The organism is Streptomyces sp. NPDC002463, from assembly GCF_042889835.1.
Lineage (GTDB): Bacteria > Actinomycetota > Actinomycetes > Streptomycetales > Streptomycetaceae > Streptomyces > Streptomyces nymphaeiformis.
In genome coordinates, this window is the sequence record NZ_JBIARL010000021.1 from 12,811 (window position 1) to 36,212 (window position 23,402).

Consider the following 23,402-nt stretch of genomic DNA (forward strand, 5'->3'; position numbering starts at 1 on the left):
CGGGACGGGGCCGGGTTCCCGGTTCGAGACCGGGCCGAGACTCACTCGTAAGGGAACGGTGGGCAACCGTTTCCCCTGGCCGTACGTCAAGTTGGAGGAAGGGACAGAAGGATGTCCCAGCCTCATGGCGTACAAACAGCACCCGCCCGGTTGCCCCACCCTTTCGTACCACCCATAGACTGAATGTCCAGCAGGTGGCTACACGCTCGAAAGGCGCTCTCGTGTCCATCGGCAACTCCCCCGAAGACGACCGGACCTTCCCGGCAGACGACCGGGACTCGATCGGTCGCGCTCTCCAGCAGGCCCGAATCGCCGCCGGTCTCACCGTCGAAGAGGTCAGTGCCTCCACCCGTGTCCGGATTCCGATCGTGCACGCGATCGAGGAGGACGACTTCTCGCGCTGTGGCGGCGACGTCTACGCCCGCGGCCACATCCGTACCCTCGCGCGCGCCGTCGGCCTCGATCCGGCTGCGCTGATCGAGCAGTACGACGCCGAGCACGGTGGCCGTCCCGCGCCCACTCCGGCCGCCCCGCTCTTCGAGGCGGAACGCATCCGCCCCGAGCCGCGCCGGCCCAACTGGACCGCCGCGATGGTGGCGGCCATCGTCGCCGTCGTCGGTTTCGTCGGCTTCACCATGTTCAACGGGAACGACGCCCCGAACGGGACCACCGTGGCCGACGGCGGCCCGGCTCCCGCCCCGGAGAAGGCGACGTCCGCGGCCAAGCCGAAGCCGGCCAAGCCCGCCGCGCCCAAGCCCACCGAGAGCGCGATCGCCGCGGTTCCGCAGGACAAGGTCACGGTCAAGCTCTCCGCGATCGACGACAAGAGCTGGATCTCGGCCAAGGCGCACGACGGCAAGCTGCTCTTCGACGGGCTCCTCCTCAAGGGCGAGTCCAAGACCTTCCAGGACGACGAGCGCGTGGACCTGGTCCTCGGCAACGCCGGCGCGATCGAGCTCTACGTGAACGGCAAGAAGCTCGCCGACAAGTTCGAATCCGGCCAGGTCGAGCGACTCAGCTACACCAAGGGCGACCCCGAGGCCGGCTGAGGCCCGCCGCCCGGCCCGTGATGTGACCCCTGTCGCGCAGGTGAACCCTGCGCGACAGGGGAACGGCCGGGACGAAGTAGTCTTGAGTCCATGCCCGAACGCCGTACCGTCGCCCTTGTCACTCTTGGCTGCGCCCGTAACGAGGTGGACTCGGAGGAGCTCGCAGGCCGCTTGGCAGCGGACGGCTGGGAGCTCGTCGAGAACGCCGAGGACGCGGACGTAGCCGTCGTCAACACCTGTGGATTCGTCGAGGCCGCCAAGAAGGACTCCGTCGACGCCCTCCTCGAAGCCAATGATCTGAAGGACCACGGCAAGACCCAGGCCGTCGTCGCCGTCGGCTGCATGGCCGAGCGCTACGGCAAGGAGCTCGCCGAGGCCCTCCCGGAGGCCGACGGGGTCCTCGGCTTCGACGACTACGCCGACATCTCCAACCGCCTCCAGACCATCCTCAGCGGTGGCAGTGTCGAGGCCCACACCCCGCGTGACCGGCGCAAGCTGCTGCCGCTGTCGCCCGTGGAGCGCCAGGAGGCCGCCGCGGCCGTGGCCCTGCCGGGACACGGCGACACCGCCGAGGCCCCCGCCGACCTCCCCGAGGGGATCGCACCGGCCTCCGGCCCCCGCGCCCCCCTGCGCCGCCGTCTGGACACCAGCCCCGTCGCCTCCGTGAAGCTGGCCTCCGGCTGCGACCGCCGCTGTTCCTTCTGCGCCATCCCCTCCTTCCGCGGCTCCTTCGTCTCCCGCCGTCCCTCGGACGTGCTGAACGAGACGCGCTGGCTCGCCGAGCAGGGCGTGAAGGAGATCATGCTGGTCTCCGAGAACAACACCTCGTACGGCAAGGACCTCGGCGACATCCGGCTCCTGGAGGGCCTGCTGCCCGAGCTGGCCTCCGTGGACGGCGTCGAGCGCGTCCGCGTCAGCTACCTCCAGCCCGCCGAGATGCGCCCCGGCCTGATCGACGTCCTCACGTCGACCGAGAAGGTCGTCCCCTACTTCGACCTGTCCTTCCAGCACAGCGCCCCGGACGTGCTGCGGGCCATGCGCCGCTTCGGCGACACCGACCGCTTCCTGGAGCTCCTGGAGACCATCCGCTCCAAGGCGCCCACGGCCGGTGCCCGGTCCAACTTCATCGTCGGCTTCCCCGGCGAGACCGAGGCGGACTTCGCCGAGCTGGAACGCTTCATCACCCACGCGCGCCTCGACGCCATCGGCGTCTTCGGCTACTCCGACGAGGACGGCACCGAGGCCGCCACGTACGAGCACAAGCTCGACCAGGAGGTCGTCGACGAGCGGCTCGCCCACCTCTCCCGGCTCGCCGAGGAGCTCACCGCGCAGCGCGCGGAGGAGCGCCTCGGAGAGACCCTGGAAGTACTCGTCGAGTCCTTCGACGAGGAGGACGGCTGGATCGGCCGCGCCGCCCACCAGGCGCCCGAGACCGACGGGCAAGTGGTCCTCACCACGTCCGACGGTACGAGCCCCGGCCTGGCCGTGGGCCGTATGGTCAGTGCGAAGGTCGTCGGCACGGAGGGCGTCGACCTGGTGGCCGAGTGTCTTTTCGAGGAGGCGGGCAGATGACCGGAGTCCCGGCATCCGCGACGGGCGGGACCGGAAGGCCGGCGCCCCGCGGCAAGCTGGGCGCGGCGGCCGTCAACCAGGCCAGCCTGTGGAACATCGCCAACATCCTCACCATGATCCGGCTCGTGCTCGTGCCGGGCTTCGTGATCCTGCTGTTCCAGGACGGCGGGCACGACCCGGCGTGGCGGGCCTGGGCCTGGGCCGCGTTCGCGGTGGCCATGATCACGGACGTCTTCGACGGGCACCTCGCCCGGTCGTACAACCTGGTCACCGACTTCGGGAAGATCGCCGACCCGATCGCGGACAAGGCGATCATGGCCGCCGGACTCGTCTCGCTGTCCCTGCTCGGGGACCTGCCCTGGTGGGTGACGGGGGTCATCCTGGCCCGTGAGCTCGGCATCACGCTGATGCGGTTCTGGGTCATCCGGCACGGGGTCATCCCCGCCAGCCGCGGCGGCAAGATGAAGACGCTCGCCCAGGGCACCGCCGTGGGCATGTACGTCCTGATGCTCACCGGGGGGCTGGCAACCCTCCGCTTCTGGGTGATGGCGGTGGCCGTCGTGCTGACGGTCGTCACCGGTCTGGACTACGTACGCCAGGCGATCGTCCTGCGGCGCAAGGGGCTCGCGGCGGAGCGGGCGGCCGCGCGGTCGGAGACGGCGACCCGATGACCGAGGCCGCCCGGGTGCTGGCGCTGCTCGCGGAGCGTGATCAGACGCTGGCCGCCGCGGAGTCCCTCACGGGCGGTCTGGTGGCCGCCGAGATCACCGGAACGCCCGGTTCCTCGGTGTCCTTCCTGGGGTCGGTCACCGCCTACGCGACGGCCCTCAAACAGGAGCTCCTGGGCGTCGACGCGGCCCTGCTCGCGGAGCGCGGAGCGGTCGATCCCGAGGTCGCGCTGCAGATGGCGGCGGGTGTACGGGACCGGCTCGGCGCCGACTGGGGCATCTCGACGACCGGGGTCGCCGGCCCCACGGAACAGGACGGGCAGCCCGTCGGCACCGTCTACGTGGCGGTCGCGGGACCGGCCGCGACGAGCGCCCGCGCCGGGAAAGTGGTGTCGTTGAGGTTGAACGGCGATCGTACGGAAATCCGTAGAGAGAGCGTACGGAGCGTGCTGGAACTGCTCCATGAGGAACTCTCGGGAAATGCGCGGGCACAGGATACGGAACACAACGGGGGGAATTGATGTTTGCAGCCCTGAGTGAACACGACATCGCTCCCCGCACGGCCGCAGCGCGAGGCGGTACGGTGGGGCGTGAAGGATGCGGCTACGCGGTCCGAGGAGGGAGCCACCGATGATTCTGCTCCGTCGCCTGCTGGGTGACGTGCTGCGTCGGCAGCGCCAGCGCCAGGGCCGTACTCTGCGCGAAGTCTCCTCGTCGGCCCGAGTCTCGCTCGGCTATCTCTCCGAGGTGGAGCGGGGGCAGAAGGAGGCTTCCTCCGAGCTGCTCTCCGCGATCTGCGACGCGCTGGACGTACGGATGTCCGAGCTCATGCGCGAAGTGAGCGACGAGCTGTCGCTGGCCGAACTGGCCGAGTCGGCAGCGGCGAGCGAACCGGTGCCGACGCCGGTACGCCCGATGCTCAATTCGGTGTCGGTGACGTCGGTGGCCGGTGTGCCCACCGGGCGGGTGACCATCAAGGCGCCCGCGGAAGCGGTGGACGTCGTCGCTGCCTGAACCGAAGTGGGGCGAAGCCCCGGTCGGTGCCCTGTTCACGGGGCGCTGACCGGGGCTTTTCTCGTTCCCGGAGGCTTCGGCCGATTCCTCTGCCTTTCTCTGAGATGCCGGGTTCCGGGGTGGCGTGCCATGGTGGGAGGGACGTCCGACCGGGCCGTGTGCGCCGGTGCTGCCACCGGTGCGCCCTCCCGCAGGGTGATCCTGCCGGTCTAGCGTCGACCGCAGGAGGCGGCCATGGTACGGCGACGGGTTCCGCTGGTGACGCTCGCGCTGCTGGCGTGCGGCCTCGCGGCCGGGGGGCTCTGGTGGTGGGCGGTGCTGCGCCTGCTGCTCGTGCCGGGCGAGACCGGGCCGGTCGAGGGGGCGGTGGCCGCGGGCGGCTGGGGGCTGAGTCTGCTGCCGGTGCACGTGGCGGCGTCGTCGGGGCGGCGGACCCCTTATGGAGCGGCGGCCTCTTCGGTCACCTGGGCGCGACGATCGGTGGCCCGGGGCGTCACCAGGGCATCGCGACGCCGCCGTTGGGGCGGAGGATCTGGCCGGTCGTGAACGCGGAGGCGTCGGAGGCGAGATGCAGGACCGCGTGCGCGATGTCCTCGGCCTCGCCGACCCGCCCCAGCGGAGAGTGGCGGACCATCGCGGCCTCGGCCTGCAGTTGGGCGGCCGGCTCGTGGCGGTCCGTCATCGGGGTGCGGATCCAGCCCGGGGCGACCGCGTTGACCCGGATGCCGTGCGGGCCCGCCTCCGTCGCCAGGGTCTTCGTCAACTGGACGACGGCCGCCTTCGTGACGCTGTAGCAGAGCAGGCCCGGGCTCGCGGTGTCCATCGCACCCGAGGCCATCGTCACGATCGAGCCGGGGACGCCGGAGGCGATCATCGAACGGGCCGCTTCCTGGCACGCGTACAGCACGCCCTTGAAGTTGACCGCGAGGACGCGGTCGAGGTCCTCGTCCCGGGTGTCCAGGACGCTGCTCGTGTGCATGATCCCGGCGATGGCGGCCATGACGTGGAGGGGGCCGGTGGCGCGGACGGCCGCTGCGAGGGCGGGCCGGTCGGTGACGTCCAGGGGGTGGGTGTGCGCGGTGCCGCCCTGCAGGGCGATCAGCGCCGCGGTCTCCTCGAGGCCCTTCTCGTCGCGGTCGGCGCAGTGGACGGTGGCGCCGGCCCTCGCGAGGAGAGCCGCGGTGGCGCGGCCGATGCCGCTCGCGGCGCCCGTGACGAACGCGGTGCGGCCGGTCAGGTCGTATGCCGGGAGAGTGGTCGTCGTCGACGTCATGTCCGGACCGTACGACTGTATCTGACGGGTCGTCAATTGTTGGTGGCGGCTTCGTCGGGGCTTCCGTCGGGGCCCCGCTGGCAGCCGGGGCACCAGTACGTGACGCGGTCGCCGAGCTCCGCCTTGCGGATCGGTGTGCCGCAGCGGAGGCAGGGCCGGCCCTCGCGGCCGTAGACGTGGAGCGGGGTGCCCGGCCGGCGCGTGGTCGTGGTGCGCCGGTCCGGACGGTCCTTGTTCGCGTCGAGCAGGCGATGGGCCGTGGCGACCAGGCGGGCCGGGACGTCCGGGGCGAGCTCGCCGACCGGGAACCAGGGGGTGACGGCGGCGAGGAAGGCCAGTTCCGACTTGTACACGTTGCCGATGCCGGCGAGGTTGCGCTGGTCGAGAAGGGCCTCGCCGAGGGGACGCTCCGGGTCTTCGCCGAGCCGCCGCACGGCCTCCTCCGGATCCCAGTCCGGGCCGAGCAGGTCCGGGCCCAGGTGGCCGACGGCGCGGGACTCCTCGGCGGTACGGATCAGCTCCAGGACGGGGAGTCGGTAGCCGTACGCGGTGAACGCGGCGTTCCCGAGGATCGCCCGGATCTGGTGCTCCGGGCCGCCGCGCGGGCGCTCCCCGGTGGCGTACACCCGCCAGGCACCGTCCATCCGCAGATGCGAGTGGAGGGTCAGCCCGCCCTCGATCCGCGCCAGCAGGTGCTTGCCGCGCGGGGTGACGTCGAGGACCGTCCGCCCGGTGAGATCGGCGGTCGCGAACCGGGGCACGCGGAGATCCGCGCGGGTCAGAACCCGACCGGCGAGTGCGGTGTGCAGGCGCCGGGCCGCCTGCCAGACGGTGTCTCCTTCGGGCACGGGTCCATTGTGCGGCCCCGCGGGGGTCAGGGGCGGAGGCGGAGGCCTCTGGGGGTGGCCAGGAAGCCGGCCGATTCCAGGGGGTGGGACAGGGGGGACGTCAGGGACGTCGCGCCGTTGATGCGCTCCACCGTCACCGTGCCCAGCGTGCCCGCCCTCGCCGCATCCGCCAGCGCCTCCGCCGCCACCCGCAGGGACGGGTCCTCCGGGTCCGTCGGCCAGGAGAGGAGCGTCTTGCCGCCGCGCTCCATGTAGAGCGCCAGCTCGCCGTCGACCAGGACCACCATCGCGCCCGCCTTGCGGCCCGGCTTGTGCCCGGCGCCCGTCGGCGGCTCGGGCCAGGGGAGGGCCGCGCCGTAGGCGTTCGCCGGGTCGGCCGCCGCCAGGACCAGGGCCCGCGGGCCCGCCGCCGCCTCCGCGCCGCGGTCGCGGGCCGTCGCGGCCGCCCGCAGCCGGTCCACCGCCCCGTCCATCGCGAACTGGGCCGCGCCGAGCCCCTCCACGACGTAGCCGCGCCGGGCCTGCCCGCTGTCCTCGAAGGCGGCCAGGATCCGGTACGTGGCCGAGAAACCGCCCTCCACTCCCTCGGCGGCCACCGCGCCCCGGGTGACCACGCCGTGCCGGTCCAGGAGCGTGCGGGCCAGGGCGTGCGCCCGGTGCGTCGGCTCCGGTTCGATCGGCGGCAGCGTCGACCAGCGGCCCGAGACCGTCGGCGGACCCGTCCGGGAGGCGGGGCGTGCCGCGGCGGTCAGCGTGCCGTACCGGCCGCGCGGGATCGTGCGCCGCGCGCGGTGCGCCGTGGAGCCCGCCGTACGGCCCGAACCGAGGAGCGCGCGCAGCGGGGCCAGGGTGTCGTTGGTGAGCCGGCCCGACCACGCCAGGTCCCAGAGGGCGTCGGCGAGCTGCGGATCGGTGGCGTCCGGGTGGGTGGTGGCCCGGATCTGGTCGGCGATCTGCCGGAAGAACAGGCCGTATCCGCCGGAGAGGGCCGCCAGTACCGACTCGTGGAGGGCCGACAGCTCCAGGGGATGTGCGGGCGGGAGGAGCAGGGGGGCCGCGTCCGCGAGGTAGAGCGAGACCCAGCCGTCCTTGCCCGGGAGCGAGCCCGCGCCCGCCCACACGACCTCGCCGGTCGTCGTCAGCTCGTCGAGCAGCGCCGGTGAGTAGTCCCGGACCCGGGACGGCAGGATCAGCTTCTCCAGGGCCGAGGCCGGCACCGGCGCGCCCTGGAGCTGCTCGATCGCGCGCGCGAGGCCGTCGATGCCGCGCAGGCTGTTGCTCCCCAGGTGCTGCCACTGCGGCAGGAACGTGGCGAGGGCCGCCGGCGGCACCGGCTCCAGCTCGTGGCGCAGGGCCGCCAGGGAGCGGCGCCGCAGCCGCCGCAGGACCGTCGCGTCGCACCACTCCTGGCCGATGCCGGAGGGGTGGAACTCGCCCTGGACGACCCTGCCCGAGGCGGCGAGACGCTGGAGCGCGCCGTCCGTGACGGCCGCGCCGAGGCCGAAGCGGTGGGCGGCCTGCGAGGAGGTGAACGGGCCGTGCGTGCGTGCGTGGCGTGCGAGCAGGTCGCCCAGCGGGTCCTTGACCGGCTCGGTGAAGGCCTCGGGGACGCCTACCGGCAGGGCCGTGCCCAGGGCGTCCCGGAGCCGGCCCGCGTCCTCGATCGCCGCCCAGTGGTCCCGGCCGCCGATCCGCACCCTGATCGCGCGGCGGGCCGCCTCGAGCTCGGGCGCCCAGCCCGCCTCGGCGCCCCGCTCGGCCAGCTCCTCGTCCGTCAGCGGGCCCAGGACCCGCAGCAGGTCGGCGACGCCCTCCACGTCCTTGATCCGGCGGTCCTCCGTCAGCCACTGGAGCTCCCGCTCCAGCTCCGCAAGGACCTCGGGGTCGAGCAGCTCCCGCAGCTCCGCCTGGCCGAGGAGCTCCGCGAGCAGCCGGGAGTCCAGGGAGAGCGCGGCCGCCCGCCGCTCGGCGAGCGGTGAGTCGCCCTCGTACAGGAACTGCGCCACGTACCCGAAGAGGAGCGAGCGGGCGAAGGGGGAGGGCTCCGGGGTGGTGACCTCGACGAGGCGGACGCGGCGGGACTCGATGTCCCCCATCAGCTCTTCGAGGCCCGGGAGGTCGAAGACGTCCTGGAGGCACTCGCGGACGGCCTCCAGGACGATCGGGAACGAGCCGAACTCGCTCGCCACCTGGAGGAGCTGGGCCGCGCGCTGCCGCTGCTGCCAGAGCGGGGTGCGCTTGCCGGGATTGCGCTTGGGCAGCAGCAGGGCGCGGGCGGCGCACTCGCGGAAGCGGGAGGCGAACAGCGCGGAGCCGCCCACCTGGTCGGTGACGATCTGCCCGATCTCACCCCGGTCGAAGAGGGCGTCGGCCGCGCCGACGGGCGCCTTGTCCGGGTCGTACGTCGTGTCCAGGTGCCGGCCGGGGTCGACCGGCTCGTGGTCCAGGAGGTCCAGGCCCATGTCCAGGCCCATCAGGTCGGCGTCCGGCAGGCGCAGCACGATGCCGTCGTCCGCGTGCATCACCTGCGCGTCCATGCCGTACCGCTCGGCGAGCCGCGCGCCGAGCGCCAGCGCCCACGGGGCGTGGACCTGTGCCCCGAACGGCGAGTGGATGACGACCCGCCAGTCACCGAGCTCGTCGCGGAAGCGCTCGACCAGGATCGTCCGGTCGTCCGGCACGTGCCCGCAGGCCTCGCGCTGCTCCTTCAGGTACGCCAGGACGTTGTCCGCGGCCCAGCCGTCCAGGCCCGCGGCGAGCAGCCGCAGGCGTGCGTCCTCGTCCCCGAGGGCGCCGACCTCGCGGAGGAACGCGCCCACCGCCCGCCCCAGTTCGAGCGGACGGCCCAGCTGGTCGCCCTTCCAGAACGGCAGTCGGCCCGGCGTGCCGGGCGCGGGGGAGACGAGCACCCGGTCCCGGGTGATGTCCTCGATCCGCCAGGAGGTCGTGCCGAGCGTGAAGACGTCGCCGACCCGCGACTCGTACACCATCTCCTCGTCGAGCTCGCCGACCCGGCCCCCGCCCTTCTTCGGGTCCGAGCCCGCCAGGAAGACGCCGAACAGGCCGCGGTCGGGGATCGTGCCGCCCGAGGTGACCGCGAGCCGCTGCGCACCCGGCCGTCCCGTGACCGTCCCGGCGACCCGGTCCCACACCACCCGCGGGCGCAGCTCGGCGAAGGCGTCCGAGGGGTAGCGGCCGGCCAGCATGTCCAGCACCCCGGTGAACGCCGACTCCGGCAGCGACGAGAACGGGGCCGCCCGGCGCACCACCGCGAGCAGGTCGTCCACCTGCCAGGTGTCGAGCGCGACCATCGCGACCAGCTGCTGCGCGAGGACGTCCAGGGGATTGGCGGGGATCCGCATGGACTCGATCGCGCCGGAACGCATCCGCTCGGTGACCACGGCCGCCTGCACCAGGTCGCCCCGGTACTTGGGGAAGACCACGCCCGTCGACACGGCGCCGACCTGGTGCCCGGCCCGGCCCACCCGCTGGAGCCCGGAGGCGACCGAGGGCGGCGACTCGACCTGCACCACCAGGTCGACCGCTCCCATGTCGATGCCCAGCTCCAGGCTGGAGGTCGCCACCACGGCGGGCAGCCGGCCCGCCTTCAGGTCCTCCTCCACCTGGGCCCGCTGCTCCTTCGACACCGAACCGTGGTGGGCCCGCGCGAGCAGCGGCGGGGCGCCCTGCGCCGCCCCCGACTGCGCCATGACCTGCGCCGGGGGAGCCCCCTCGGGCAACGGCTCGCCGGTCGCCCGCTCGTACGCGATCTCGTTGAGCCGGTTGCACAGGCGCTCCGCGAGTCGGCGGGAGTTCGCGAAGACGATCGTGGAGCGATGGGACTGGACGAGATCGGCGATCCGCTCCTCGACGTGCGGCCAGATCGACGGTTTGTCCCCGCCGTCCTTCCCCTCGGACGCCGGGGAGCCTCCCAGCTCACCCATGTCCTCGACGGGGACGACGACGGACAGGTCGAACTCCTTGCCCGCCGGCGGCTGCACGATCTCCACCGCGCGCCCCGGGGAGAGATAGCGCGCCACCTCGTCGACCGGCCGGACCGTGGCCGACAGACCGATCCGGCGCGCCGGACGGGGCAGCAGCTCGTCGAGCCGCTCCAGGGAGAGCGCCAGGTGCGCGCCGCGCTTCGAGCCCGCGACCGCGTGGACCTCGTCCAGGATGACCGTCTCCACGCCCGTCAGGGCCTCGCGCGTGGCGGACGTCAGCATCAGGAACAGGGACTCGGGCGTGGTGATCAGGATGTCCGGCGGCCGGGTCGCGAGCGCCCGGCGCTCGGCCGCGGGGGTGTCGCCGGACCGGATCCCCACCCGGACGTCCGGCTCGGGCAGCCCCAGCCGCACCGACTCCTGGCGGATGCCGGTCAGCGGCGAGCGCAGGTTCCGCTCGACGTCGACGGCGAGGGCCTTCAGCGGCGACACGTACAGCACACGGCAGCGCTTCTTCGCCTCGGCGGGCGGAGGGGCGGACGCGAGCCGGTCCAGGGAGGCCAGGAACGCCGCCAGCGTCTTGCCCGAGCCCGTCGGCGCGACGACGAGCACGTCGGAACCCGCGCCGATGGCCTTCCACGCGCCCTCCTGCGCCGCCGTGGGCGCGGCGAAGGCCCCGGTGAACCAACCGCGGGTCGCGGGGGAGAACTCGTCGAGCGCGGACCTGACCATGCCCCCCATCGTGCACCCGACCACTGACAACCGTCCGGACCTGGGCGAATCCCGATCGTCGCGGGGCGCCGGCGGGGCGCAGAATGGGGGAATGGCCAGGGGTACGGAGCGGGGCGGCGCGAGCGGGGAGCGGGCACGGTACTGGCAGTACGCCGAGCTGCCCGGGGTCGACCTGCTGCACGCCCACTACATCCACAAGGCCTTCGCCCGGCACACCCACGAGACCTTCGTCTTCGCCGCGATCACCGAGGGCGTCGAGGCCTTCCACTCCCGCGACGAGCTCGTCCACGCCGGGCCCGGACAGATCGCCCTCGTCAACCCGGACACCCCGCACACCGGGCACGCGGGCGTGCCCGAGGGCTGGACCTACCGGACGATCTACCCCGACGCGGAGATCGTCCGGTCGATCGCCGCCGACATCCTCACGCTGCGCGGCGAGGCCGGCTTCACCTCGCCCGTCGTCGACGACCCGTACGCCGCGCAGCTCGTCGTCGGCGTCCACCGGGCCGCGGAGGAGGGCAACGCGCTCGCCGCCGACAGCCTGCTGCGCCTGGTCACCGCCCGGCTCCTGCGCAGCCACGGCGGGCTCGTCACCCCGCTCCCGCCCCGCTCGGCGGGCGCCCGGAACGCGGCACGCGCGCGGGAGGTCCTTCAGGCCGGGATGGTCGGGCCGCCGACCCTGGAGCGGCTCGCCTCCGACCTCGGCACCAGCCCGTTCGCCCTGCTCCGCGCCTTCCGCGAGGCGTACGGGATGCCGCCGCACACCTGGCTCACCGACGCGCGCGTACGCCGGGCCCGGCAGCTCCTCGACGCGGGCACACCCCCGGCGGAGGCGGCCGCCGCCGTCGGCTTCACCGACCAGTCGCACCTCAGCCGCCACTTCACCCGCAGCGTGGGGGTGCCGCCGGGGGCGTACCAACGCGCGCGGGGGTCGGGACGGGGGACCCCGCGGGGAGGCACGCGCGCGTAGGGGCGGCGGCCCGGCCCGGCGTCGGGGCCCTGTGAGGTGAGGACGGGTGCCGCAAGAACGTACAAGACCCCGGCCGCACCCGCCCCGTACCGTCCCTGACGTGGCAGAACAGACAGCTCCTCCCGTCATACGCGACGGCTCCCCGGGCAAGCCCGACGCGGCCGTCGTCCGCGACGCGCTCGGGGTCGGCGTCGCCGTCGGGCTCTCCGGGTTCGCCTTCGGCGTGACCTCGGCGGGCTCCGGCCTCAGCGTCCTCCAGACCTGCGTCCTCAGCCTGCTCGTCTTCACCGGCGCTTCGCAGTTCGCCCTGGTCGGCGCCCTCGCCGCGGGCGGCAACCCCTTCACGGCCGCCGCCGGCGCCTTCTTCCTGGGCACCCGCAACGCCTTCTACGGACTGCGGCTCTCCCAGCTCCTCGCCCTGCCGAAGGCCGTCAGGCCCTTCGCCGCGCACTGGGTGATCGACGAGACCACGGCCGTCTCGCTCGCCCAGCCGTCCCGCCGGGCCGCCCGGATCGGCTTCACCGTCACCGGCATCAGCCTGTACGTCCTGTGGAACGTGACCACGCTCCTCGGGGCGCTCGGGGCCGAGGCGATCGGCGACACCGCGGCCTGGGGGCTCGACGCCGCCGGACCCGCCGTCTTCCTGGCCCTGCTCGCCCCCATGCTGAAGTCCGCCACCGAGCGCGCCACCGCCGGGATCGCCGTCCTGCTCGGCCTCGGGCTGCTGCCCGTCCTGCCCGCCGGCGTCCCGGTCCTCGCCGCCGCCCTCGCCGCGCCCGCCGTGCTCTGGGCCCAGGGCCGGCGCACGGCCCCCACCGGACGAGAGAAGGACTCCCGATGAACGTCTGGATCGCGATCGCCCTCACCGCCGCCGGGTGCTACCTCGTGAAGCTGGCCGGCCTGCTCGTGCCCGCCGGAGCCCTGGAGCGCCCGCTCGTCCAGCGGCTCGCCGCCCTGCTCCCCGTCGCGCTGCTCGCCGCGCTCACGGCCCAGCAGACCTTCAGCGCGGGCGGCGAACTCGTCCTGGACGCCCGGGCCGCCGGGCTCGCCGCGGCCGCCGTCGCGCTCGTCCTGCGCGCCCCGTTCCTGGTCGTCGTGGGCGCCGCCGTCGTCGTCACGGCGGGGGTCCGGGCCCTGGGCTGGTGACGCCCCCACGGGGCCGGGCGCATGCACACCGGCCCCGCAGCAGCCCCGTACAGGCCCTCCTGGCCCGTCAGCCGATCGCGCGGCCGTGTGCCCGGAGGGTGCGCAGTGCCTCGACGGTGGCGATCGGGCGCGCCTCCAGGACCGAGCCGGGCGCCCAGGCGTCCCGGCGGACCGGCCAGCCGCCGTCCTCCTGCTGGTCGGCTCCGAGCCGGTCGAGCGAGCGGGCCATCTCCACGTCCGTGAACCAGCGCGCGGCCAGCGAGTCCGGCACGCGCGCGTAGTCGTGCGGGTACGGGAGCTCGCCGGGCGCGTACCCGTCCGCGATCCGGTCGTCCGCCGGCCGGCCGGGGTCCAGGACGGCCAGCCGCTGCTCACGGACGAGCCGTCCGAGCCGGTCGGCCGCCGCCTCCGCGCGCGGGCGGTCGGGGGCCCCGTCGAGGAAGGCGACGGCCGCCTCGATCTCGTACGGCCGGGGCTTGTCGAGCGACTCCACGGCCGCCCAGCAGAACTCGGTGGCCCGGAACAGCCACGCGTGCCACACCTGGTTGCGGTGCAGCACACCGACCACGGGCCCGGTCGACAGCAGCGCGCTCGGCGGGGAGCCCACGACCGGGAGGAAGGGCGCCGAGGGGTAGCCGTGCTGGGACGGGTGGATCGCGGGGAGCGCCCCGTCGTGCGTCGACACCTCCGTCAGGTACCGGCAGATCCGCTCCACGCGCAGCCCGCCGCAGCGGCCGATGGAGTCCAGGACCCGCAGCCCGTGCGCGGTGTGCAGCGGCTGGCTCACCGGGCCGCGCAGATCCGGTTCGAGCGCGTGCCCGTAGCCGCCGTCCTCGTTGAGGTACGCCATGAGGGCCGTCTCGACCTGGTCCGGGCCACCGCGCAGGAAGTGGTAGGCGAACCGGCGCTGTTCGAGGACGCGGGCCGTCAGCCAGATGAAACGCTCGGCGCGCGCCAGGGGAGTCGAGGACGGGGAGGAGAGGGGATTTTCGGCCATGCTCCGACCGTAGGGCGGAAAAGCGCGGTGACAAGGCCTGCGGAGCGGGCTGCACTCTTGGGAGCGGGATACTGGCGTCATGCGGTTGACGATTTTCTGGGAACGGATGGCCGACCACTTCGGTGGGTCCTACGCCGAGTCCTTCGCGAGCGACCACGTGATGGCGGAGCTCGGCGGCCGGACGGTACGCGAGGCGCTGGACGCCGGCTGGGAGGCGAAGGACGTGTGGCGTGCCGTCTGCGCGGCCGTCGGCGTACCGGCCGACAAGAGGTGACCACGGGCCGGACCGCGGGGTGACCGGCGGGGATGTGCGGGGTCCCGGGTGGAATGTCCGTGCGGTGCGCGAGACTGGCGGGGTGGCTCCGACTGACGACACCGACAGGACCGAACCGAATGACGTGCCCGACGTGCCCGACGTGCCCGAAGTGACCGCTTCCGCCGACCCGGACCCGGCCCCCGATCCGACGGCTTCCCCGGACCCCGCGCCGGTCGCCGGCGCCGTGGCGGGAGCCGAGGAGAGCGTCGCGGTGCCCGCGCCCGCGGCTCCGGACCCGGCGACGGCCCCCGTGGCCGCCGCTCCCGGGTCCGGCGCCGCCCGGATGCCGCGCTGGCTGCCCCGCGCGCTCGTGCTCGCCCTCGCGCTCTACGCGGTCTTCCTGCTGGGCAACTGGGCCTTCCACCAGCTCGTCGGCCTCCTCGTCAACATCCTGCTGGCCTTCTTCCTCGCCCTGGCCATCGAGCCGGCGGTCGGACGCATGGCGGCCCGGGGGATGCGCCGAGGCCTCGCCACCTTCCTCGTCTTCTTCGCCGTCGCGGTCTTCGGCATCGGCTTCATGGTCCTCCTCGGCTCGATGCTGGCCGGCCAGATCGTGGACATGGTCGAGAACTTCCCGAAGTACCTCGACTCGCTGATCAACTGGATCAACGAGAACTTCCACACGGACCTCTCGCGCGTGGAGGTCCAGGACAGCGTGCTGAGCTCCGACTGGCTGCAGAAGTACGTGCAGAACAGCGCGTCCGGCGTCCTCGACGTCTCCGCCACCGTCCTCGGCGGACTCTTCAGGCTGCTCACGATCTTCCTGTTCTCGTTCTACTTCGCGGCCGACGGGCCCCGGCTGCGGCGCGCGCTCTGCTCCGTCCTGCCGCCGGCCCGGCAGACCGAGGTCCTGCGGGCGTGGGAGATCGCGGTCGACAAGACCGGCGGCTACCTCTACTCGCGCGGCCTGATGGCCCTCGTCTCGGGCATCGCGCACTTCGTGCTCTTCGAGATCCTGGGCGTGCCGTACGCCCCGGCGCTCGCCGTGTGGGTCGGCCTGGTCTCGCAGTTCATCCCGACGATCGGCACCTATCTCGCCGGCGCCCTGCCGATGCTGATCGCCTTCACGGTCAACCCCTGGTACGCGCTGTGGGTGCTCGGCTTCGTCGTGATCTACCAGCAGTTCGAGAACTACATGCTGCAGCCGAAGCTCACCTCGAAGACCGTCGACATCCACCCGGCGGTGGCCTTCGGCTCGGTCATCGCGGGGACGGCGCTGCTCGGGGCCGTCGGCGCGCTGATCGCCATCCCGGCCGTCGCCACCCTCCAGGCCTTCCTGGGCGCGTACGTGAAGCGGTACGACGTGACGGACGACCCGCGCGTCCACGGCCACCGGAGGTACGGCGAGGCGGTCGTGGCACGGCTGCAGAAGGCCCTGCAACACAAGAAGTAGGTTCGTCGGGAGGGGCGGTGGAGCGGTGATCGAGACCGATCTGGAGCCGGACGGCGGGCGCAGGCTGCACGTGTACGACACGGGAGCCGGCGGGCGCGGGAAGAACCCCCGCCTCACCGTCCTCTGGCAGCACGGCACGCCGAACATCGGCACGCCCCCGGGGCCCCTGCTCTGGGCCTCCGCCCGGCTGGGGATCCGCTGGGTGTCGTACGACCGGCCCGGGTACGGCGGATCCACTCCCCGTCCCGGCCGGGACGTCGCCTCGGCGGCCGGCGACGCCGCAGCAGTCGCCGAGGCCCTGGGGATCGGCCGGTTCGCCGTCATGGGGCATTCCGGCGGCGGCCCGCACGCGCTCGCCTGCGGTGCCCTCCTGCCGGAACGGGTGCTCGCCGTGGTCTCGGCGGCGGGCCTCGCCCCGTTCGGCGCGGAAGGGCTCGACTGGTTCGCGGGCATGACGCCGTCCGGCGCCGCGGGCCTGCGCGCCGCCGCGGGAGGGCGAGCGGCGAAGGAGGCGTACGAAGCGGACGCGGCGTACGACCCGGAGATGTTCATTCCTGCCGACCACGCGGCGCTCGCCGGCGAGTGGTCCTGGTTCGACGAGGTCGTCGGTCCGGCCGTGGGGGACGGTCCGGGCGGGCTGATCGACGACGACCTCGCGTACGTCGCCCCGTGGGGGTGCGATCCCGCCCGCGTCGTCGCGCCGGTCCTCCTGCTGCACGGCGGCGAGGACCGGATCGTGCCGAGCGCGCACGGCCGGTGGCTGGCCGACCGCTGCCCCGGCGCGGAGCTCCGGCTCACCCCGGCCGACGGGCACGTCTCCGTCCTCGGGGGCGCCCCGGCGGCGCTGGAGTGGCTCGTGGACCGGCCGGCTGACGGGGCGGCCGACCCGGTCGGCGGCGGGCTGCGCGGCGGTTCCGGGGCTTCTCCGGAGACCGCGTGGCGCGCTTGACACTAAAATCGAACATCCATTCTCATGGAAGCCCGACCCTTGGAATCACGGGCTTGTCGCCGAGTTGTCCACAGGTCGGAGGGGACGTCGGGGCCCATTGTCAGTGGCAGGGGTTAGCGTCTTTCACATGAAGCGATCGACTCAAGCAAACCGGGTGGAACCCATGGCAGGAACCGACCGCGAGAAGGCGCTCGACGCCGCGCTCGCACAGATTGAACGCCAATTCGGCAAGGGCGCCGTGATGCGCATGGGCGACCGCACCCAGGAGCCGATCGAGGTGATCTCCACCGGATCGACCGCCCTCGACGTCGCCCTCGGCGTCGGCGGCCTGCCGCGCGGCCGTGTCGTGGAGATCTACGGACCGGAGTCCTCCGGTAAGACGACCCTGACCCTGCACGCCGTGGCCAACGCCCAGAAGGCCGGCGGCCAGGTCGCCTTCGTGGACGCCGAGCACGCCCTCGACCCCGAGTACGCCAAGAAGCTCGGCGTCGACATCGACAACCTCATCCTGTCCCAGCCGGACAACGGCGAGCAGGCCCTCGAGATCGTCGACATGCTGGTCCGTTCCGGTGCCCTCGACCTGATCGTCATCGACTCCGTCGCCGCGCTCGTCCCGCGTGCGGAGATCGAGGGCGAGATGGGCGACTCGCACGTGGGTCTCCAGGCCCGTCTGATGAGCCAGGCCCTCCGGAAGATCACCAGCGCGCTCAACCAGTCCAAGACCACCGCGATCTTCATCAACCAGCTCCGCGAGAAGATCGGTGTGATGTTCGGCTCGCCGGAGACCACGACCGGTGGCCGCGCCCTCAAGTTCTACGCCTCGGTGCGCCTCGACATCCGTCGCATCGAGACCCTCAAGGACGGCACGGAGGCGGTCGGCAACCGCACCCGCGTCAAGGTCGTCAAGAACAAGGTCGCGCCGCCCTTCAAGCAGGCCGAGTTCGACATCCTCTACGGCCAGGGCATCAGCCGCGAGGGCGGCCTGATCGACATGGGTGTGGAGCACGGCTTCGTGCGCAAGGCCGGCGCCTGGTACACGTACGAGGGCGACCAGCTCGGCCAGGGCAAGGAGAACGCCCGTAACTTCCTGAAGGACAACCCCGACCTCGCCAACGAGATCGAGAAGAAGATCAAGGAGAAGCTGGGCGTCGGCGTCCGGCCCGAGACGTCGGCCGAGCCGGGTGCGGACGCGGCGGGCTCCGCCGACGCGGCCGGTGCGGACGACGCCGCGAAGAGCGTCCCGGCTCCCGCGAGCAAGACCGCGAAGGCGACCAAGGCCACCGCGGTCAAGAGCTGAACCGGTGACCGGGCGCACCGAATGGCCGGGTGACAGCTCCGACTCGTCGAGGGCCGAGAAGGAGCTGTCACCCCAGGATCCGGCCGAGCGGGCGCGTGCGATCTGCCTGCGCCTGCTCACCGGGAGCCCCCGCACGCGCAAGCAGCTCGCCGACGCGCTGCGCAAGCGGGAGATCCCCGACGAGGTGGCGGAGGAGGTCCTCTCCCGCTTCGAGGACGTCGGTCTCATCGACGACGCCGCCTTCGCCGGGGCCTGGGTGGAGTCCCGCCACCACGGCCGGGGCCTCGCCCGCCGGGCACTCGCCCGGGAGCTGCGCACCAAGGGCGTCGAGCCGACGCTCATCCAGGAGGCGGTGGAGCAGCTCGACTCCGAGCGGGAGGAGGCCACGGCGCGCGAGCTCGTGGACCGCAAGCTGCGCGCCACCCGCGGCCTCGACCGCGACCGTCGCCTGAGACGGCTCGCGGGGATGCTCGCCCGCAAGGGGTACCCCGAGGGCATGGCCCTCCGCGTCGTCCGCCAGGCCCTGGAGGCCGAGGGCGAGGACACGGACGGGCTGGACGAGCCCTTCTGAGACGAGTCCTTCTGCCGCGGGGGGACAGAAGGACTCGTCTCAGGCCGGGGGCCGTGGGGCTCCTGACGGGGATCAGGTGCCGGTGGGCGGGAGGAGGACCGGGAGACCGGCCGACTTCCAGGCCTGGAAGCCGCCGATGAGGTCCGTCGCGCGGTGGAGGCCCAGGCGGCGCAGGGACTCGGCTGCCAGGGAGGAGGCGTAGCCCTCGTTGCAGAAGACCACCACCCGCAGGTCGTGGCTGACGGCCTCCGGGGCGCGGTGGCTGCCCTGCGGGTCGAGCCTCCACTCCAGTTCGTTGCGCTCCACGACCAGCGCGCCCGGGATCAGGCCGTCCCGCTCGCGCAGGGCCGCGTAGCGCGTGTCCACCAGAAGCGCGTCACCCGCCTCGTACGCCTCGTACGCGGCCCGGGGTTCGATCCGGTCGAGGCCCGACCTGACCCGCTCCAGGAGCTCGTCGATGCCCACGTGCTCTTCGCTCACTGCCACTCCTCCGGACGCTCGACCTGCTCCAGACGGAGCACCGCGCCCGTCCGGCTGAACCGCCGGATCAGCGGGAGCGGCGGATAGTAGGCGTGCACCGACACCGCGTGGGTGTCCGTGGACTCGTTGAGCACCTCGTGCACATGGTGCCGTCCGAAGGCCCGGCCGGTGCCCTCCGACAGGCGCCGGGAGCGGTCGAGGCCGTCGGCCAGTTCCAGGGTCTTCCAGCCGCTCGCCGGCAGGCGGACCGCGAGCGCGTTCTCGGTCAGGGTGCCACGCGCGGTCGCGAAGGCGCCCAGCGACTCGGCGTGGTCGTGCCAGCCGGTGCCGGTACCGGGCGGCCAGCCGATGAGCCAGGCCTCGCTGCCGCCGGGACCGTCGAGCCGCACCCAGGTACGGCCTTCGGGGTCGAGGGGCAGGGAGTCGACGAGTTCCCGGTCGGCCGCCGTACGGCGCACGAAGTCGAGGAGCTCGGCCGAGGTCGGGGCGGATGCGGGAGACAGGGGGGTGGGGGTGGTGACGTGTTGAGGCACGGTGACCGTCCTGAGATCGCGAAAGAGCGCGCGACGGCACACGGCGCACGGACGTGCGTCAGTGGCGGGGCGCGCGGGGGCAGGGCGAGATCAGCAGGACGGGCGACACACGCAGCCCGCATAGCGGAGGAGGTCCATATGGACCCTCCGCCACAGGCGCACATCGGTGTCGGTCACGCTCCGGAGTACACCATGCGCGCCTGCGCGAATCAATGCATGTCCGCCGTGCGGTCGCTTCCCACCGGCACCTCTTCGGCGGGTGCCGGATCCGTGGCCTCGCCGCCGCGGGCCGCGTCCGCCGCCGCGTACAGCTCCTCCGGGCGGACCCCGGAGAAGGCGGCGACGAGGTGCCCGTCGGGCCGTACGAGCAGGACGGCGTGGGCCGGAGCCCCCGGATAGGCCTCCGTCACCAGGACCTCGGCCTTCACCGGGAGCGCGTCGACCGCCTCTTCGAGCCGGGGCATCACCCCTGCGGTGCGCCAGTGGCGCCGGTCCCACACGCCGGTGCCGGGGGCGACCAGGAGGACCAGGAGGCGGCCCTGGCCGAGGCGGTCCCGGAGCCGTACGGTCGTGCCGTCGGGGGCGGTCACACGGACGTCCTCGACCGGGGCGCCCGCCGGGGTGCCGACGGGCGTCTGCCCCTCGGTGTACTCGGGCGCGAGGGGGGAGTGGGGGTACGCCGGGGGCGCGCCGAGCGGGCCGCGCCCCACGTGGCCGTCGGTCAGCAGGGCGTCGTGGCCGCGGCCGGCCCCGGGGAGGTACGTCCGCAGGCCCCCGCCGCCGCGCAGCACCGGCAGGGACTGGTCCGCGGCGCGCAGCCGGGTCGCGACGGCCGTCCGCCGCTCGCTCTGGTAGCTGTCGAGCAGCCGGTCCGAGCCGCCGTGGTGCCAGGTGTGCGCGAGCTTCCAGGCGAGGTTGTCCACGTCCCGCAGCCCCTCGTCGAGGCCCTGGGTGCCGACCGCGCCGAGCAGGTGCGCCGCGTCCCCGGCGAGGAGGACCCGGTCGACCCGCCAGCGGCGGGCGAGCCGGTGGTGCAGGGTGTGGACGCCGGTGTCGATGAGTTCGTACGGGGGCGTCATGCCGTCGCACCAGCCGGCCAGGGTCTCGCGGATGCGCGCGACCAGCGCGTCCGGCGTGACCAGGTCGCCGCGGGGCGGCAGCAGCCAGTCGATCCGCCACACCCCGTCGGGCAGCGGACGCGCGGTGATCTCCTCGGCGGCGCCGCGCCACGGAGGCTGACGGTGCAACAGGGCCTCTCCGGGCCAGGGGAGTTCGGTGCGGAGCGCGGCGACGGCGTGCCGCTCCACCGCCGTGCGGCCGGGGAAACGGATGCCGAGCAGCTTGCGTACGGTCGAGCGGGCGCCGTCGCAGCCGACGAGATGGCTGCCGCGCCACCAGGTGCCCTCGGGGCCGCGGGTGTGGGCGACGACGCCGTCCCGGTCCTGCTCGATGGTGTCGAGCCGGGACTCGGTGACGAGCCGGATCAGTTTCTGCCGGGAGATGGCGTCGCGCAGCCCGCGGGCCAGGGCGTGCTGGGGGATGTGCAGCGGGGCGGCCGGGGAGGCGGGCGCGTCGGGGTCCTCGGACCACTCCTCCGTACCGCCGAGCCCCAGGTCGAGGGTGAGCCGGCGCACCTCCTGGCGGCGGCGCATCCCGCGCCAGCCGATCCAGCGGACGCCCTCGTCACGGAGGGTCGTACAGCCGAGCCGCTCGACCATCGCGGCCATGTCGGCGCGCAGGACGACGCTCCGCGCCGGGCGGGGCTCCTCCTTGCCGGTGCCCTCGTCGAGGACGACGCTGGGCACGCCCTGCGCGGCGAGGGCGAGGGAGAGCGCGAGGCCGACCGGCCCCGCGCCCACGATGATCACCGGGTCCACGGCGCGGCTCCTGAAGGCCGGACGGTCATGAGGGCAGCACAGCTGAGTGTGGCACGAGCCCGGTGGTTGATCACAGACCGTATGCAACCCACTGAGGGTGCCCGCGTCAAGCGACGGGGTGGGCGCGGTGCGGCTGACCTGGGATCAGTACCGCTCCGGCCCACCCCTGGTGGCTCACGGACCTCTTGGCCGTCAGGCGCCGCTGACGGCTTCCGACTTCACGTCGGTGGCTCCCGCCTGGGCGGGGAGGGCCACCGAGGGGGACCTCCTGCCCCGCCGCAGCCGCCTCTCGAGCCGGCTCGCGAGGGTGGTGAGGAGGAAGTTGATGACGATGTAGAGCAGCGCGATGACCACGAGGGTGGCGATCGTGTTGGCGCCGTAGTTGGCCGTGATCTGCCGGTTCTGGCTGAGCAGCTCCCCGAAGCCGAGCAGGGCGCCGCCGAGCGCGGTGTCCTTGACGATGACGACGAGCTGGCTGACCAGGGCCGGGAGCATGACGGTCACGGCCTGCGGCAGCAGGACGTACAGCATGGTCTGGCCCTTGCGCATGCCGAGCGCCACGGCCGCGTCGCCCTGGCCGCGGGGCAGGGTGAGCACGCCGGCCCGGACGACCTCGGCGATCACGGAGGCGTTGTAGAGCACCAGGCCGGTGACGACCGCGTACAGCGGGCGGAAGTCGGAGCTGACGGTCGTGAACTGCGCGTACAGGGCGTTCGCGAACATCATCAGGAGCAGGACCGGGATGGCGCGGAAGAACTCCACGACCGCGCCGACCGGGACGCGTACCCAGCGGTGGTCGGAGAGCCGGCCGATGCCGAGGGCCGCGCCGAGCGGCAGCGCGATGACGATGGAGAGCGCCGCGGCCTTGAGGGTCTCGGTGAGGCCGGGCAGCAGGTACGTCGTCCAGACCTCGGAGTCGGTGACGAACGGGCTCCACTTGTCCGCGTCCAGCTGGTGCTTCGCGTTCAGGGCGTCGAGCACCCACCAGGCCGCCAGGGCGAGGACCGCGACGAAGACGATCGTGTAGACGACGTTGCGCCGCCTCGCGCGCGGGCCGGGAGTGTCGTACAGGACGGAGCTCATCGCTTCACCGCCAGTCGCTTGGCCGCCCAGCCGAGGATCAGGCCGGTGGGGAGGGTGAGGACGATGAAGCCGAAGGCGAAGATCGCGAAGACGGTGAAGAGCGCGTCCGCCTCGTTCTCGAGCATCGTCTTCATCAGGAGCGAGGCATCGGCGGCGCCGATCGCGGCCGCCACCGTGGTGTTCTTGGTGAGGGCGATCAGGACGTTCGCGAGGGGGGTCACCGAGGCGCGGAAGGCCTGCGGGAGGATCACGAGCCGGAGGACCTGGGCGAAGCTCAGGCCGAGCGCGCGGGCGGCCTCGGCCTGGCCCGGCGGCACGGTGTTGATGCCCGAGCGCAGCGCCTCGCAGACGAAGGTGCCGGTGTAGGCGACGAGTCCGAGGACGGCGAGACGGAAGCCGATGTCCTCGAAGCTCTCCGCGCCGAGCGTGATGAGCAGGGTCTGGTTGAGGCCCAGCAGACAGGCGACGAGGACCACCGTCAGCGGAGTGTTCCGGACGATGTTGACGTACGCGGTGGCGAAGCCCCGCATCAGCGGGACCGGGCTGACCCGCATGGCGACGAGGGCGGTGCCCCAGACCAGCGAGCCGATCGCCGAGTAGAGGGCGAGCTGAGCCGTCACCCAGAAGGCGCCGAGCAGGTCGTACTGCCCGGAATCAAGAAAGTCGAACACGATGCCCCGCGCTCTCCCC

At 73.3% G+C, this 23,402-nt stretch carries 24 protein-coding genes; 14 read left to right on the plus strand and 10 right to left on the minus strand.

Going from position 1 to position 23,402, the window contains the following annotated elements:
• Positions 1-221 precede the first annotated feature (221 nt).
• The 6 genes from ACFYX3_RS33000 to ACFYX3_RS33025 all read left to right on the plus strand — a co-directional run bounded on the left by ACFYX3_RS33000 (position 222) and on the right by ACFYX3_RS33025 (position 4,849).
• Positions 222-1,049 (plus strand): helix-turn-helix domain-containing protein, encoded by an 828-nt coding sequence (locus ACFYX3_RS33000; protein ID WP_116158525.1) that lies wholly within the window; start codon positions 222-224, stop codon positions 1,047-1,049.
• 90 nt (positions 1,050-1,139) lie between these two features.
• The gene (gene rimO / locus ACFYX3_RS33005; RefSeq protein ID WP_389021405.1) at positions 1,140-2,621 is read left to right on the plus strand and encodes a 30S ribosomal protein S12 methylthiotransferase RimO; all 1,482 of its coding nucleotides are present in this window, start codon (positions 1,140-1,142) and stop codon (positions 2,619-2,621) included.
• A complete protein-coding gene (gene pgsA, locus ACFYX3_RS33010) occupies positions 2,618-3,292 on the plus strand; it encodes a CDP-diacylglycerol--glycerol-3-phosphate 3-phosphatidyltransferase (RefSeq protein WP_376585168.1) in 675 nt (224 codons plus the stop codon). Before rimO ends, pgsA begins: the two co-directional genes overlap by 4 nt.
• Positions 3,289-3,810: a CinA family protein gene (locus ACFYX3_RS33015; RefSeq protein ID WP_376585167.1), complete on the plus strand. Its 522-nt coding sequence runs from the start codon at positions 3,289-3,291 to the stop codon at positions 3,808-3,810. Before pgsA ends, ACFYX3_RS33015 begins: the two co-directional genes overlap by 4 nt.
• Before the next feature lie 109 nt (positions 3,811-3,919).
• On the plus strand, positions 3,920-4,303 hold the full coding sequence (locus tag ACFYX3_RS33020) for a helix-turn-helix domain-containing protein (protein ID WP_024758922.1): 384 nt from the start codon (positions 3,920-3,922) through the stop codon (positions 4,301-4,303).
• A 234-nt stretch (positions 4,304-4,537) separates the two neighbouring features.
• Complete coding sequence (locus ACFYX3_RS33025) at positions 4,538-4,849, plus strand: hypothetical protein (RefSeq protein WP_359513566.1); 312 nt, start codon at positions 4,538-4,540, stop codon at positions 4,847-4,849.
• Here ACFYX3_RS33025 and ACFYX3_RS33030 read toward each other — a convergent pair.
• Genes ACFYX3_RS33030 through ACFYX3_RS33040 form a run of 3 tightly spaced genes read right to left on the minus strand, consistent with a single transcriptional unit; the run spans position 4,797 to position 11,100 of the window.
• Positions 4,797-5,576, minus strand: a complete 780-nt coding sequence (locus ACFYX3_RS33030; RefSeq protein ID WP_389021414.1) for an SDR family NAD(P)-dependent oxidoreductase — start codon at positions 5,574-5,576, stop codon at positions 4,797-4,799. The genes ACFYX3_RS33025 and ACFYX3_RS33030 overlap by 53 nt on opposite strands.
• 32 nt (positions 5,577-5,608) lie before the next feature.
• Entirely contained in the window at positions 5,609-6,424 is an 816-nt protein-coding gene (locus ACFYX3_RS33035) for a DNA-formamidopyrimidine glycosylase family protein (RefSeq protein ID WP_389021417.1), read from the minus strand.
• Between the two features lie 26 nt (positions 6,425-6,450).
• Positions 6,451-11,100 carry a DEAD/DEAH box helicase gene (locus ACFYX3_RS33040; protein WP_389021420.1) on the minus strand — a complete coding sequence of 1,550 codons (4,650 nt, stop codon included), beginning with the start codon at positions 11,098-11,100 and terminating at the stop codon, positions 6,451-6,453.
• Positions 11,101-11,191: 91 nt separating this feature from the next.
• Between ACFYX3_RS33040 and ACFYX3_RS33045 the strand changes: the two genes are divergently transcribed.
• The 3 genes from ACFYX3_RS33045 to ACFYX3_RS33055 all read left to right on the plus strand — a co-directional run bounded on the left by ACFYX3_RS33045 (position 11,192) and on the right by ACFYX3_RS33055 (position 13,216).
• Complete coding sequence (locus ACFYX3_RS33045; protein ID WP_389021423.1) at positions 11,192-12,070, plus strand: AraC family transcriptional regulator; 879 nt, start codon at positions 11,192-11,194, stop codon at positions 12,068-12,070.
• Positions 12,071-12,170: 100 nt separating this feature from the next.
• Positions 12,171-12,911 carry an AzlC family ABC transporter permease gene (locus ACFYX3_RS33050; RefSeq protein WP_376585158.1) on the plus strand — a complete coding sequence of 247 codons (741 nt, stop codon included), beginning with the start codon at positions 12,171-12,173 and terminating at the stop codon, positions 12,909-12,911.
• Entirely contained in the window at positions 12,908-13,216 is a 309-nt protein-coding gene (locus tag ACFYX3_RS33055) for an AzlD domain-containing protein (RefSeq protein WP_116158515.1), read from the plus strand. The genes ACFYX3_RS33050 and ACFYX3_RS33055 overlap by 4 nt, the downstream gene beginning before the upstream one ends.
• Before the next feature lie 67 nt (positions 13,217-13,283).
• On the opposite strand, the gene ACFYX3_RS33060 is transcribed toward ACFYX3_RS33055, so the two are convergent.
• Positions 13,284-14,213, minus strand: a complete 930-nt coding sequence (locus ACFYX3_RS33060; protein ID WP_389021428.1) for a hypothetical protein — start codon at positions 14,211-14,213, stop codon at positions 13,284-13,286.
• Between the two features lie 79 nt (positions 14,214-14,292).
• On the opposite strand from ACFYX3_RS33060, the gene ACFYX3_RS33065 reads away from it, so the two are divergent.
• The 5 genes from ACFYX3_RS33065 (at position 14,293) to recX (ending at position 18,739) form a co-directional block, all read left to right on the plus strand.
• Entirely contained in the window at positions 14,293-14,487 is a 195-nt protein-coding gene (locus ACFYX3_RS33065; protein ID WP_376585154.1) for a DUF3046 domain-containing protein, read from the plus strand.
• Between the two features lie 325 nt (positions 14,488-14,812).
• Positions 14,813-15,922, plus strand: a complete 1,110-nt coding sequence (locus ACFYX3_RS33070; protein ID WP_116165283.1) for an AI-2E family transporter — start codon at positions 14,813-14,815, stop codon at positions 15,920-15,922.
• A gap of 25 nt (positions 15,923-15,947) precedes the next feature.
• Complete coding sequence (locus tag ACFYX3_RS33075; protein WP_389021432.1) at positions 15,948-16,871, plus strand: alpha/beta fold hydrolase; 924 nt, start codon at positions 15,948-15,950, stop codon at positions 16,869-16,871.
• A gap of 163 nt (positions 16,872-17,034) precedes the next feature.
• Positions 17,035-18,168, plus strand: coding sequence for a recombinase RecA (recA, locus tag ACFYX3_RS33080; protein WP_376585150.1), 1,134 nt, complete (start codon positions 17,035-17,037; stop codon positions 18,166-18,168).
• A 4-nt stretch (positions 18,169-18,172) separates the two neighbouring features.
• A complete protein-coding gene (gene recX, locus ACFYX3_RS33085) occupies positions 18,173-18,739 on the plus strand; it encodes a recombination regulator RecX (protein WP_359513541.1) in 567 nt (188 codons plus the stop codon).
• A gap of 72 nt (positions 18,740-18,811) precedes the next feature.
• Here the strand turns inward: recX and ACFYX3_RS33090 are convergent, their stop codons facing one another.
• The 6 genes from ACFYX3_RS33090 to ACFYX3_RS33115 all read right to left on the minus strand — a co-directional run bounded on the left by ACFYX3_RS33090 (position 18,812) and on the right by ACFYX3_RS33115 (position 23,383).
• On the minus strand, positions 18,812-19,219 hold the full coding sequence (locus ACFYX3_RS33090) for a rhodanese-like domain-containing protein (protein ID WP_389021437.1): 408 nt from the start codon (positions 19,217-19,219) through the stop codon (positions 18,812-18,814).
• Entirely contained in the window at positions 19,216-19,752 is a 537-nt protein-coding gene (locus ACFYX3_RS33095; protein WP_382663286.1) for a cysteine dioxygenase, read from the minus strand. Before ACFYX3_RS33095 ends, ACFYX3_RS33090 begins: the two co-directional genes overlap by 4 nt.
• Before the next feature lie 90 nt (positions 19,753-19,842).
• Entirely contained in the window at positions 19,843-19,929 is an 87-nt protein-coding gene (locus tag ACFYX3_RS33100) for a putative leader peptide (protein ID WP_311307652.1), read from the minus strand.
• Between the two features lie 32 nt (positions 19,930-19,961).
• Positions 19,962-21,629 (minus strand): FAD-dependent monooxygenase, encoded by a 1,668-nt coding sequence (locus ACFYX3_RS33105; protein ID WP_376585144.1) that lies wholly within the window; start codon positions 21,627-21,629, stop codon positions 19,962-19,964.
• A gap of 192 nt (positions 21,630-21,821) precedes the next feature.
• The gene (locus ACFYX3_RS33110; RefSeq protein ID WP_389021441.1) at positions 21,822-22,712 is read right to left on the minus strand and encodes an amino acid ABC transporter permease; all 891 of its coding nucleotides are present in this window, start codon (positions 22,710-22,712) and stop codon (positions 21,822-21,824) included.
• Positions 22,709-23,383 carry an amino acid ABC transporter permease gene (locus ACFYX3_RS33115; protein WP_389021444.1) on the minus strand — a complete coding sequence of 225 codons (675 nt, stop codon included), beginning with the start codon at positions 23,381-23,383 and terminating at the stop codon, positions 22,709-22,711. Before ACFYX3_RS33115 ends, ACFYX3_RS33110 begins: the two co-directional genes overlap by 4 nt.
• Positions 23,384-23,402 lie beyond the last annotated feature (19 nt).